Consider the following 12,760-nt stretch of genomic DNA (forward strand, 5'->3'; position numbering starts at 1 on the left):
GCACCTGGACACGCCGAAGGGCTCGTGAGCCCACCGGGCCACAAGCCCACAAGCCCTTCCGGTGTCAGTCGAGTTCGGCGCTGCCGTGCACGATCTCGCCGCCGACCATCGTCAACAGCACCTTCGTCTTGGCGATCTCCTCCGCGGGGACCTTCATGACATTGCGGTCCAGCACGATCAGGTCCGCGAACTTGCCCCTCTCCAGGGACCCGGTGTGCTTCTCCTGCCGCAACTGGTAGGCGCCGTTGATGGTGGCGGCGCGCAGGGCCGTGGCGCGGCTGAGCCGCTGGTGCGGTGTCATCGTGCCGTGCTCGGCGAACGGGCTGTCGGATGCGGCGGTGCGGGTGATCACGGTCTTGATCGCGGTCCACTCGTCGAGCGGATCGACCGGCCAGTCGCTCCCGAGGGAGATGCGCCCGCCGCTCTCGTTGATCTCGCCCTCGGGCTCGTAGTGGGCCCAGCGCTTCGCGCCGAGGTAGGGCCTGACGGAGTCGACGGAGTCGGGGGCGGGCTTGGCCCAGTGGAAGCCCATGGCCGCGACGATGTCGAGCCTGCCGAACCGCGGTATGTCCTTGGGGTTGACGAGTTCGGCGTGCGCCACGGTGAGGCGGTTGCTCTTGTGCCCCGCCTCGCGTGCCCCCGCATAAGCGGTGAGGGCGGCACGTACCGCCTGGTCACCGATGGCGTGCATATGGGGGTCGAAGCCCGCGTCGACGAGCTTCAGAACTGTGTCGTTGAGCTTCTCCTGCTCCCAGTACTGCTCGCCCTTCTTCTTTCCCGCGACCCAGTGGTCGTGCCGGTGCACGAGGTAGGGGTCGAGCAGCGAGGCCGTCTGGGCGGGGTGCTGGAGCACACCGTCCAGGAAGAGCTTCGTGTTCCGGACGGTGATACGAGGCCGAGCGGTGATCCGGTCTCCGCTGTCGAAGGCGCGGCGCAGCCGGGTCGGCTCCTTCAGCGGGTCCTTGTCGTCCACATTGACCGGCGCGGCGAAGTGTGCGCGGGCGGTGAGCTTGCCCTGGTCCGCGAGGGTGCTGAAGGCCCGGAGCCCTCCTTCCGAGGCGATGGCGTCCATGAACGTGGTCACGCCCTGCTCGGCCAGGGCGGCCAGGGCGGTGCGGGCGATCTTCAGGTTCTCTCCGGCGGAGGGCTCGGGGATCTTCCGCGCGATGAGGTCGCCCGCGTCGTCCTCCAGCACACCGGTCGGCTCGCCCTTGTCGTCACGCGCTATGCGGCCGCCACCCGGGTCGTCGGTCTTGGAGGTGATGCCGGTGCGTTCCAGGGCGCGGCTGTTGACCAGAGTGGTGTGGCCGTCGCTGGACTTCACGACGATCGGCCGCTCGGTGTCCAGGGCGTCGAGGTCGGCCTTGGTCAGCGTGGTGCCCTCCGGTCGCATGGCCTGGAGGTACCAGTGCTCCACCTGCACCCAGCCGTCCGGCTCTTGCGCCTTCGTCTTGTCCAGATACGCCTGGATCTTCTCCTGGAGCTCCTTGACGGTGAGCGGGGCGTACTTCAGGTCGCAGCCGAGCAGCCCCTGGCCGCCCGACATCGGGTGCAGATGCCCGTCGTGGAGGCCCGGCATGACCATACGGCCGCCGAGCTTGATCACCTTTGTTCCCTTCCCGATATGGCGGGAGGCCCCCTTGGCGGTGCCGACGTAGACGATCCTGCCGTCCTTGACGGCCAGCGCCTGGTGCGCGCTGTCCTCGGCATCGACGGTGTGGACGTAACCGCCGGTCAGCACGAGGTCGGCCGGCTGGTGGCTCTCGGCGGCGGGCTCGGAGCAGCTGTCGACGGCGGCCACTGCCGCGACCGCGCCGGCAGCCGCCAGCACGGTACGACGTCGCGGGTTACCCTCCACGGGACTTTCCACAGGACTCTCCTCCAGATGCGATGAACGAACGGGTGGACGGGGGAACGGGTGAAGGGGAATTGGTGCATGGCTGAGCGCCAGGGCAGCGGCGGCGGCAGAACGCAGGAGCGCGGCAGGCAGGCGCGCCGTGCGGTGGTCGAGGCCGCGCTCGCGCTGATCGCGGAGCGGCCCGTAGGGGAGATCCAGGTCCAGCAGATCGCCGAGCGGGCAGGGATGAGCCCGGCGCGGGTCCTGTACTACTTCCCCTCGAAGGACCACATCCTGGCCGAGACCTTCCGCTGGAGTGAGCGGGAGCTGACCGAGCGCCGGACACAGGAGCTGGCGGGGGTCGCCGATCCTCGTGAGCGGTTGGAGCGGTACGTCAGCCTCTACCTGCCCTCGGGCAGGCACGACGTCTCATGGAAGCTCTGGTTGGAGGCGTGGTTGCGGGCGGTGGAGAACGACGAGATGAGCCGGACGGCCGACGGGCTCGACAAGGGGTGGATGCGGGATCTGTCCGCGATCATCCGTGACGGTGCGGCGAGCGGGGTCTTCCGCCCGGTGACCGCCGAGGAGTTCCTGCCTCCGTTCAACGCGCTGTTGGACGGGCTGGCGGTGCATGTGCTGATCGGGCGGCTCGACCGTACGGATGCCGTGCGGACCGCGCTCACCCGTGCCTCCGGGGACCTGCACCCGCCCCCGGCCGCACAAACCTGAATCTCATTTAAGTTCGGTGGCGTGAGTATTCACCGGGGTGCGTGGGCCCGTCAACCATTTCTACGGGGCCACCGTGGCGCAGCGCGCTCAGCGTCCGGCACTTCGCGCACGGGAGCCGGGAGCGCGTCTGCGCCCCGGCCTCACCGTGTCGCCCTCTACGAACTCGGTGCGCGAGGTGAGCCGGACCGGCCTCGGTGAGCGATCCATTCCGTCAGCGTCCGGGCGCCGGCACGCGCTCCGCGGCGTTATCGGGCTCTTCAGGATCTACCTCTGGAGTACGGGGCTCACAGGCTCGTCGGCCTCTCAGCGGCTTGCAGCGTCCCCGCGGGGAGCCGGTCGTTGCCCCAGCTGCGCTCGATGTAGCCGATGATCCGCGCGACGTCCTCGGCGGGCACCTTCTCCGGTTCGCCGTGCTCGAGCGGGTCGGCGTGGAAGATGTAGAGCCGCGAGGCGAACTGGTCGAACGGCAGTGAGGCCTCGCCGAACCGCTCGCCGTTTCCCGCGGTGGAGACGACGACGCCGTCGCCCCAGTCCTGGCCGCTGTCGTTGTTCGGGTTGAAGAAATACACCCGCATGACGTCCTGCGGGTCCGGCGCGACCCGCAGGATCGTGATCGCGTGCCAGCCGACGTAGCGGCCCGCGCTGTCGGTGACGGCGGCGCCGGCCGGCTGTGGATGGATCAGCGGCTGATCGCCGTTGTAGGACGGGTGATAGCTAGCGTGGAACTGCCGCAGGAAATCGTCCAGGTCGATCAGGTTTCCGGTCGCGACGTCGACGTTGATGTGGAACCCGCGGGCCGCCCACCAGCCGTGGAACTCGGGGTTGACCCACCGGTGCGGGTCCCCTGGCCGCGTGGCGCAGCGCCGCCCCATCTCGGCGTAGATCCGGTCCAAGTGGGGCACCACGAGCAGCGACACGGGGTCCAGGTCCATCGGCAGCGTGCTCGCGACTCCGCTCTCACTGTCCTTCGACGAGATCGGCTGACCCTCGAAGTGCATGAGGATCTCGTCGTCGCGGGCCGCGCAGACCACCACTTGCAGCAGGTAGTCCGGGTCGTTGTAGGCCCACATCGACAGCGCGCGGGCCGACTGACAGGTGGGGTTGTCGCCCTGACCGACGCCGAGCGGCTGGCCCAGCATCGAGAGCACCCCCGCGACCAGCCGCGCCTGCGGCCCCGGCACCTCGCCGAAAACCGTCGTCAACCGCTCCCGCGCGACCGGGGCGAGCTCAAGCGCCAACTGGCGCCACAACGCGGGCACCACCGGCGCCTCGTACAGGATGCCGCGGTCGAGCAGCAGCGCCAGCCCGTAGACGCTTTGCGCGGTCTGCGGGTGCACGGCCACCTCGATCAGCCGGTGCACCAGCTGGCTGTAGCGCAGCAGGCAGTTCCGGCCGGTGTCGGACAGCCCGAGCGCCTCGCCGATGAGGTAGTCGCTCTCGCGCAGCAGGAACCGGAGCAATTCCGCGTGGTAGGGCGACACCAGACCTGTGTCGTGCATCGCGCGCGCGAACCCCGTCGCCTCGTACTGCAGGCCGCCGGCGTCCATGGCCTCGAGCCGGGACCGGAAGACCTCGATGCCCGGGTCCTCCCTGCACGCCTCGGTGGTGCCGAACAGGCTCGTGATGAGCCGGTCGATGCCCTGCCCTGACGACACGCCAAGATCGATGTCCGGGTCGTTGCGGTAGACCTCGATCCGGGTGATCAAGGACTGCACCGCCTCGACCTGGATCGGACGCTGGCGCAGGATCCGCCAGATCTCGTCGACCAGGTTGTCCAGGACGCTGTCGTAACCGATCTCGTCGGCGAGGTGGCGGAAGAGGTCCCGGATGAGCTGTGCGGTCCGGCCCTGCTGGGTCCGCTCCGCCTCACTGGGCGGGGTGAACAACAACTCCAGGTTCGTTGCCAGTACCTGGGACAGGAACTGGCGGGCGTCCTCGGCGGGCAACGTCGGGTGCCCGAAGTCGCCACGGGCGACGGCGAGCATCCGCAGCTCGCTGGTCGCCTCCATGACAACAGTGTCCGCGTCTGCGCTGTGCAGGGTCCCGCTGACCAGCGCCGGGACAAGAATCTCCGGTGAGGCCCAGTCCGTCCCCTGGAAAAGCCCGGCCTCCTCAAGGGCCTGCGCCCTGGCCTGGACCGCCGCGGGGCCGCCCGGCTGCATGAGCACCCGCCGCAGGGCTTCCAGGACCCGCCGCAGCTTCGTGTGCTTGCCGAAGTCGCGGGTTTCGGTCATGGCCTGGATGGCGTCGTCGAGTGAGGTCACGCGCTTGTCCAGCGTCGTGACCTCACCGCTGACGTCGACGGTCGGTTTCAAAGGCTTTTCCCTCGGGTTGGTCTCCTGCGTCCACGGTGTCGTCAGACGTAGAAGTCGAGCTCTTCCTGCTTCTTCAACAGGTCGCGCATCCGGTAGGGGTCGTCACCGAAGAAGTACACCAGGCCCCAGTGGGTGCCGAACGCGGTCCTCTTGGTGACAGTCTCCTCGAGCGGCGTCGAGAGGTCGTGCGACTCGTAGTAGTCGTCGTCCTCGGTCTCCTCCGGGATCTCCAGGCTGCTGACGACGCGGCGGCGCGGGTAGACACCGAAGCAGCCGGCGACCCCGGACGCGTCGACGACCTCGCGCGGGAAGAAGGCGTCGATCTCCTCCTCGGTCGTCTTCGGGTCGAAGGCCAGCACCAGCGCATGGTAGGCGTTGAACCCGTATGCCCGCTCCAGCAGTTCGAACACCTTGAAGCCCGGCGGACGGTACGCGACCTCGCCGAAGTACATTTCGCCGTCACTGGTGACGAAATACTCCGGGTGCACGAAGCCGAACTCGATGTCGAACGTCTTGATGAGTTTCTCGATCTGTGCCGTGATCTGCGGGCGGTACTGCTCCAGTTGCGGGGTTGCCGGCACGAACACCGAATATCCCAGCGTGACGTATTCGGAGATATTGAGGAACTTGATCTTCCCGTTGTGCACCCACGCCTCGACCGCGAACTCCCAGCCATCGAGGTGGGATTCCATGAGAACCGGGAACTCCTCTTCCGGAATCATGTCGACCTCGTCCGGGGTGCGGATGACGCGGTGCCCGAGGCATCCTGCCTTGTCGAACGCCTTGAGGTGGATCGGGTCGTTCGGGTCGCCGTCCAGCTTGAGCAGGGTCTGATTGACGCGCTTGAGGAAGCGGATCACGTCGTCCCGGTCGTGGGCTTCCTCGAATATTCCGACCCGGATGCCGCCGAGTTGCGCGCGGCGCTTCATCAGCGCCTTGTCCCGCAGCAGCATGGCCTTACCGTACAGACGCGGGTTGTCCAGCAGAACGGAGTTGATCGCCCCTGCCCATTCCACCGTTTCCTCGAACAGCGGGATCGCGACGTCGACACCCTCGTTCTGAAGAGTCTCGGCGATTTCCAAGGAGCGGTCGTTGAGCCGTTCGAAATCCCACGGCAAGTAGGGGATGTCGTGCTCGACGCAGTACTTCTCGGCCCACTCCGGCGCCACGACGACGTATCTCCGATCGAACCGGTCGAGGGATTCCACCGCATTGAGGCTCCAGCCAAGAAGCGCTACATAGCCTTTGTCCGGATTCCTGGTGACCGGTTCGCCCTGTGTCATAGACCATTTCTCCTTCGACGCTTGCGCTCATCGACGACGTGACCAGCACGGCCGTGCCCGGCGATCTGCCTCGCAAGCAGCTCGTGCCCACGCGCACGCACCTCATTCCTGCCCGCAGGGGCGGAGACGGCATGTTCATGCGGATACGCCTCCCCCGGCCGCCTCGATCACGACCTTCACGCGTATCACTCCCGTCGCTCGTCATCCCGCCGCCCACCAGAGCCCCGGTACGGCAGCAGGGCCCGTCCCGCGCGTCGCGGTCCGGGCCCTGCCCCGTGCGGTGCCGCCCTGCGGCGGCGGTGCGTCAGCTCTGTGCGGTGTCGTCGCCCGCCTGCCCTGCGCCCTCAGCTGCGCCTGCCTTCTCACGCATCTTGCGCACCAGCTCCGCCTTCTGGTCGGCTGCACCCTGGCGGTCGAGGTTGCGGTGCGGACCGTTGTTCTGCCGTTCGGCGCGGGACAGCCTCTTGCGCTGGCCGCCGCCCATGCCCACGGGGTTGTTGATGTTCTTGCTCACGGTCATGGGTTCTCCCGGTAAATGATGTGAAGTGATCTACGGATTCGTCGGTGGGGGACGGGCGGCGACATCGAAGGACGTCAGCAGCGGCCCGTCACGCGCTCACTCGTAAATCAGCATCTGGAAGAACATGACAAAGACGTTACCCGGTTCCGTCGGCCCCGCACACCAACAAGGTCCCCATGGCTGCCATAACCGCAGGTCAGCGGAGTACCTGCGCTGTACCGCCAGCAGACGAAGAGCTTGCTGGTGAGCTACTCACCGAAGAAGCCGGGATTCTTCCAAGGTCCTGCCGATAAAGCGCCTGACCTGGGCTTTTGCCTGTCAGGCGGTTTCATCCCGTCCGCTCGGACGAAAGCACGGACCGCCGTGCGTCTCCCAGTTGCCGGCACTGACCGGTAACGCCTGAGTGGTCGGCACCATGCCGGAGCAGACCCCGTGCACGGTCCCCGACCACGGCCGCATCCAAGGCGACACCCTCCACGGCACCCATGCGGCATCCCAGCAGGCATGGGAGAGACGTCCCTGGAGGACGACCTCGCGGACGACCTCGCCGGACGACCTCGCGGCTGTCGGAGTGTCCTACGGCAACGTGGTGCGGGTGCTGGAGACGATGGCGTCGGCAAATTCACCGCCTCCGGCAACGAGCCGATCGAGGAGCCGGAGGCGGAACTGCACGCCGAGCGCCCGGCCGCCCGATGCACCCGCCGCCGACCGGGCAGCCCGGTGGTCAACCGTTGATGACCACGCTCGCAGGCACAGCGGAAACGAACCAACCGCCCGCAGGGCACCGCCGCGATCGACGATGGCCTCGCCGCCGGCAGGGACCGGATCGCTGAGGCCACCATCGCCTCGCGGTCCGGGCCGACGCGGAGCAGAGGAGAGATCATGGCCCCTGACACAGCATTCGTGATCGTCGGCGCCGGCCTCGCCGGCGCGAAGGCAGCTCAGACTCTCCGGGAAGAGGGATTCGACGGGCCCATCGCCCTTCTCGGGGAGGAGAACGAGCGCCCCTACGAACGGCCGCCGCTCTCCAAGGGCTACCTGATGGGCAAGGACGAACGGGAAACGGTCTACGTCCATCCCTCCCCGTGGTACGCCGAGAACGACGTCGACCTGCGGCTGGGCACCGCGGTCACCGCGATCGATCCGGCCGCCCATGAGGTGTCGCTCGCCGACGGCAGCCGCGTCGGCTACGCGAAGCTGCTCCTGACCACCGGCTCCTCGCCTCGCCGGCTTCCGGTGCCCGGGGCCGACCTCGACGGGGTGCTCACGCTGCGCCGGCTCGCCGACAGCGACCGCATCAAGGAAGCCTTCGGGTCCGCGTCCCGGGTCGTGGTGATCGGCGCCGGATGGATCGGACTGGAGACCGCTGCCGCCGCCAGGGAGGCCGGTCTCGAGGTCACGGTCCTGGAGGCCGCGGAACTCCCGCTGCTGCGCGTGCTGGGCCGCGAGGTTTCCCAGATCTTCGCCGGTCTGCACACGGATCACGGCGTCGAACTGCGCTGCGGCGTCCAGGTCGCAGAGATCACCGGCGCCGACGGCAGGGCGAACGGCGTGCTGCTGGCCGACGGCAGCCGCGTCGACGCCGATGCGGTCATCGTCGGAGTCGGCATCACCCCCAACAGCGGGCTCGCCGAAGCCGCCGGCCTGGAGGTCGGCAACGGCATCCGCGTCGACGCCCACCTGCGCAGCTCCCACCCGGACATCTACGCCGCGGGGGACGTCGCCCACGCCTTCCATCCCCTACTCGGCAAGCACATCCGCGTCGAGCACTGGGCCAATGCCCTCAACCAGCCCAAGACCGCTGCCAAGTCGATGCTCGGCCAGGACGTCGCGTACGACCGCGTTCCGTACTTCTTCACCGACCAGTACGACCTGGGCATGGAGTACACCGGCTACGTCGAACCCGACGCGTACGACCAGGTCGTCTTCCGCGGCCGGACCGACACCCGCGAGTTCATCGCATTCTGGCTCGCCGATGGTCGCGTACAGGCCGGGATGAACGTCAACGTCTGGGACGTCACCGACCCGATCCGCGACCTCGTCACCTCCGGGCAGGCGGTCGACGCAAACGAACTCGCCGACACCGACGTGCCCCTGACAGACCTTCTCCGGCGGCCCGACGGCTCCGGCTGATTCGGGGATATCGGCCGGGGCGGGTACGGGTCGCTTCGGCGCGGCGGCGGCCGGCGAGGCGCGGTCAGGTGGTCGGTGCGGTGGCGGTGGTGGGACGCAGCAGGCGGACGACCAGGACGGTCAGGACGGCGCCGACCGCGACGAGGACCCAGAGCATGGTGTGCAATGCCCCGTCGTAGCCGGTGATGAGGCTGTGGGCGAAGTCGGTGCGGTCGGCGGCGGGAGCGTGGGCGGCGGCCTCGGTGATCTTGCCGGTGGAGACCTGGTCGGCGATCTCGTGCGGTTCGGCGCCGGGGCCCGCGGCTCGGTGCACACTGTCGGTGATCTTCGAGGCGGTGAACGTGGTCAGCAGGGCGCCGTAGATGGCGACGGCGATGGCCTCTGCCTGCGGGACCTCTGACCCCGCCGTAGTCGACGGCCTGCGGGGTCGTCGACTGCCCGCGAGCCGCCCACCGCTGCCCGCGAGCCGGCCTCTGCGGTACGTGCGGGGCGCTCGGGAGCCACTGGGGTCCGGCCCGCAACTCGGCATCATCGCGTCGATCGCTTCCTTGTGGCCCGCAGCAGCCAACTGGCCTGCCAAGCGCCGTAGTTGCTCGGCCGCAACCGCCAGGACGTCCCCGACGCGGAGCGAGTGCCCTTCCGGGGTGGCCGAGGGACATCGGCACGGCGGCCACCGACCGTCGTACCGCAGCAACCCGGCCTCCCCGCCCTGAGCGGTTACCGAGCGGAAACCTCAGATCCCGCGCAAACCTTGCAGCTCAGCGTTGATCCGGGGCTCGAACGGTGCCAGGGTTCGGAAATCCCTTGCAAGCACCACAGTGAAACGTGGAGGCCGTATGGCTGTCCGTCGTACCGCTGTCGCTTCGGCGTCCGCGGTTGCACTCGGCCTTTCCCTGCTCGCCACTTCCTGCAGCCCCGGCACGGAACCCGCCGCCGCGGCCTCCGGGTTGAAGCCGCCCGCCAAGAAGGCCGTTGCCACAGGCAGTGGCGGCGCGGTGTCCAGCGTCAATCCGTATGCCTCCCGGGCAGGCCTCGAAGTGCTGCGCAAGGGGGGCAATGCGGTGGATGCGGCGGTGGCGACCGCCTCCGCGCTCGGCGTGGTCGAGCCCTACTCCGCAGGAGTGGGAGGCGGCGGCTACATGGTCTACTACGACGCCAAGGCGAAGAAGGTACGCACCATCGACGGCCGGGAGACGGCGCCGGCCGCGATGCGCTCGGACTCCTTCCTCGACCATGGGACCGGCAAGCCGCTCGACACCGACGAGGCCATCAACTCGGGCCTGTCGGTGGGCGTCCCGGGTACCCCGGCGACCTGGGAGAAGGCCCTCAAGCAGTGGGGCACCGTCTCCCTCGCGAAAGCGCTGCGCCCGGCCACCCGGATCGCCGACGACGGCTTCGTGGTCAATCACGAGTTCCGGTCCCAGACGGCCATGAACGAGAAGCGTTTCCGCGACTTCAAGTCCACCACGGACCTGTTCCTGCCCAAGGGCGAACTCCCGGTGGTCGGCACACGCTTCCGCAACCCCGATCTGGCCCGGACCTACCGGCAGCTCGCCCGCAAGGGAACCGGCGCGCTGTACGACGGCGCCATCGGGCGGGATGTGGTGCGGACCGTCCGGCAGCCGCCGATGGCCCCCGGCGCCGACCACAAGGCCCGGCCCGGCCTCATGAAGGCGCGCGACCTCGCCGACTACGCAGCCGAACGCCGGGACCCGACCCGGACCGCGTACCGCGGACTGGACGTCTACTCCATGGGCCCGTCCTCGGCGGGCGGCACCACGGTGGGCGAGGCCCTGAACATCCTGGGGAACTTCCACCTCTCGAAGTCCGACCGGACCCAGGCCCTGCACCACTACCTGGAGGCCAGCCGGATCTCCTTCGCCGACCGCAACCGCTGGGTGGGCGACCCGGCCTTCTCCGACGTGCCCACCAAGCCCCTGCTCTCCAAGGACTTCGCCAAGAGCCGGGCCTGCCTCATCCGTTCCGACAAGGCGCTGAAGAGCCCGCTGGCTCCCGCGGACCCCCGCCACCCGGACGCGGCATGCGAGCTGAAGACGGGGAACAAGCAACCCCACGAGGGGCCGTCGACCACCCATCTGGTGACCGCGGACCGCTGGGGGAATGTCGTCTCCTACACCCTGACGATCGAGCAGACCGGCGGCTCGGCCATCACCGTGCCCGGACGCGGATTCCTGCTCAACAACGAACTGACCGACTTCGACTTCGCCCCGCTCACCAAGGGGACGCCGGACCCGAACCTGCCCGGCCCCGGCAAGCGCCCGCGCAGCAGCATGTCTCCGACGATCGTCCTGCGGGACGGCAAGCCGACGATCGCCGTCGGCTCGCCGGGCGGCGCCACGATCATCACCACCGTGCTGCAGACCCTGGTCAACCGGCTGGACCTCGGCATGTCACTGCCCGAGGCGGTCGCCGCGCCACGCATCTCGCAGCGGAACCAGGCCGTGACGGAGGCCGAACCGGCATTCCTCCGCTCTCCCGAACGCAAGAAGTTGGACAGCATGGGGCACCGGTTCGTGCTCGCCCCGAAGGCGTTCACCCCCTCACCGGAGATCGGGGCGGTGGCCGCCCTGGAATTCCTGCCGCACGGCCGGATCTCAGCGGTGGCCGAGCCCCAGCGGCGCGGCGGCGGCTCGGCCATGGTGCTCAAGGAGTCGCCCTGAGCCCACCATGGTCCCGAACCTGATCCCCTGCCCCTGACCACGGACGTGGCGTGACCCCGGGGCGGAGGGGCGGTGGGACAGCGGCGCGGCGGGGCGGCGGGGCGGACGCACAGCGGCACGATGGGACGTTCGGCTCATCGGCGCCATCGGCGCGTGCGTCCGGCTCACCGCCCCGGGCTGCGGCCGGGGACGGCCCGTAAGCGGCGGCCCATTAGCGGCAGCCCGTAAGCGGCGCGCATACTCGCAGGTCAGCCCCTGTGTCAGCCCGTTCGTGCGACCGTCGAGGTCGGCTCCCCGGCAGGCCGGGCCGACGTGGGATGCAGTGGACGCTCCCGCTCCGTAAGCTCGTAAGCGGGAGCGCTCGCAGCTTGTCAGCGGGAGCGCTTGGTGACGGGTCGCGAGGCGTACCCGAAGGGACGGGGCGCGACACCGCACGCGCAACCACCTTGACGAGCCGATCCTGTGCCCCGGTCACCCGAGAAGTGACCGAACTCCGGCGCGGGGTGCCCGGCCGGACCTGAGGACCGCCGGCTGCACACGACGTCGCTGCGGCTCCTCTGACGTGGAGCCATTCATGACCATGACCACCGCACGGGACCTGTTGATCGTCGCCATGGACAAGGCGCCCAGTCGTCCTGTCGAGCGGGGTGACCTGTCGCTGGCGCTCGCCGGAGCCGAGCTCATCGACCTCCTCGACGCCCAGGCCGTCACACTGGACGGCGAGCGCATCGTGCCGGGCTACCGGCCGACGATCGCGGACCGGCTGTTGGATGACGCCGCGTCGTCGCTCGTCCGGGAATCACCATACGAGTCGATCGACGACTGGCTGTGGCGCAGAGGGCGCGACCTGTCAGCTGCCTACGTCGCCGCGCTCGAGTCGGAAGGACAGCTCACCCGGCCCGCCCGTCGCAAGTTGTCCTTCCGCAGCAGTCAGATGGTGCTCGCCGATTCGCCCGCCCGCCGTCAGGCGACGGAGCGCTGGGCGACGGAGGAGCCCGTCCTCACGACCCTTGGCACGGCCGTCGGGGTCCGCGGCAAGGAGGGCAGCGACGCGCCGAGCATGAACGACGACGCGGTGACGACTGTGTTGGCCGGCGTCCACAACGCCCTGATGGAGCTGGAGGCCGTTCGGCAACGGCGAGCCATCGAGGAGGCTGCCTTCGACAACGTCTGGCGGGGCGAATGAGCCGCAGCCGGGCCAGAAGGCAGGCCGCACGGCGTCACCTACATCTGGGCCCGGACCGCGATGCACCGCCCACTCA

The 12,760-nt window shown here is 69.0% G+C and carries 9 protein-coding genes; 4 read left to right on the forward strand and 5 right to left on the reverse strand.

Translation table 11 applies throughout. From position 1 onward, the window contains the following. Positions 1-64: 64 nt before the first annotated feature. Positions 65-1,858, reverse strand: coding sequence for an amidohydrolase (locus ACIRQ7_RS10445; protein ID WP_404261507.1), 1,794 nt, complete (start codon positions 1,856-1,858; stop codon positions 65-67). Between the two features lie 78 nt (positions 1,859-1,936). On the opposite strand from ACIRQ7_RS10445, the gene ACIRQ7_RS10450 reads away from it, so the two are divergent. Continuing rightward, positions 1,937-2,566, forward strand: coding sequence for a TetR/AcrR family transcriptional regulator (locus ACIRQ7_RS10450; protein ID WP_404261509.1), 630 nt, complete (start codon positions 1,937-1,939; stop codon positions 2,564-2,566). 284 nt (positions 2,567-2,850) lie between these two features. Here the strand turns inward: ACIRQ7_RS10450 and ACIRQ7_RS10455 are convergent, their stop codons facing one another. The 3 genes from ACIRQ7_RS10455 to ACIRQ7_RS10465 all read right to left on the reverse strand — a co-directional run bounded on the left by ACIRQ7_RS10455 (position 2,851) and on the right by ACIRQ7_RS10465 (position 6,684). Next, positions 2,851-4,881, reverse strand: a complete 2,031-nt coding sequence (locus ACIRQ7_RS10455; protein ID WP_404261510.1) for a hypothetical protein — start codon at positions 4,879-4,881, stop codon at positions 2,851-2,853. A 41-nt stretch (positions 4,882-4,922) separates the two neighbouring features. Continuing rightward, positions 4,923-6,164, reverse strand: a complete 1,242-nt coding sequence (locus ACIRQ7_RS10460) for an acetyl-CoA carboxylase biotin carboxylase subunit family protein (protein WP_404261512.1) — start codon at positions 6,162-6,164, stop codon at positions 4,923-4,925. A gap of 304 nt (positions 6,165-6,468) precedes the next feature. Beyond that, positions 6,469-6,684 (reverse strand): DUF6243 family protein, encoded by a 216-nt coding sequence (locus tag ACIRQ7_RS10465; RefSeq protein WP_030988248.1) that lies wholly within the window; start codon positions 6,682-6,684, stop codon positions 6,469-6,471. Between the two features lie 882 nt (positions 6,685-7,566). On the opposite strand from ACIRQ7_RS10465, the gene ACIRQ7_RS10470 reads away from it, so the two are divergent. Beyond that, positions 7,567-8,817: an NAD(P)/FAD-dependent oxidoreductase gene (locus ACIRQ7_RS10470; RefSeq protein WP_404261514.1), complete on the forward strand. Its 1,251-nt coding sequence runs from the start codon at positions 7,567-7,569 to the stop codon at positions 8,815-8,817. 64 nt (positions 8,818-8,881) lie between these two features. Here ACIRQ7_RS10470 and ACIRQ7_RS10475 read toward each other — a convergent pair whose 3' ends face one another. Further along, entirely contained in the window at positions 8,882-9,397 is a 516-nt protein-coding gene (locus ACIRQ7_RS10475) for a hypothetical protein (RefSeq protein WP_404261516.1), read from the reverse strand. Positions 9,398-9,653: 256 nt separating this feature from the next. Here ACIRQ7_RS10475 and ggt point away from each other — a divergent pair, with 256 nt between their 5' ends. Both ggt and ACIRQ7_RS10485 read left to right on the forward strand, forming a co-directional pair. Next, positions 9,654-11,498 (forward strand): gamma-glutamyltransferase, encoded by a 1,845-nt coding sequence (gene ggt / locus ACIRQ7_RS10480; RefSeq protein WP_404261517.1) that lies wholly within the window; start codon positions 9,654-9,656, stop codon positions 11,496-11,498. Positions 11,499-12,078: 580 nt separating this feature from the next. After that, on the forward strand, positions 12,079-12,684 hold the full coding sequence (locus ACIRQ7_RS10485; protein WP_404262286.1) for a GPP34 family phosphoprotein: 606 nt from the start codon (positions 12,079-12,081) through the stop codon (positions 12,682-12,684). Positions 12,685-12,760 lie beyond the last annotated feature (76 nt).

The organism is Streptomyces sp. NPDC101393 (genome assembly GCF_044767385.1).
Taxonomy (GTDB): Bacteria; Actinomycetota; Actinomycetes; order Streptomycetales; family Streptomycetaceae; genus Streptomyces.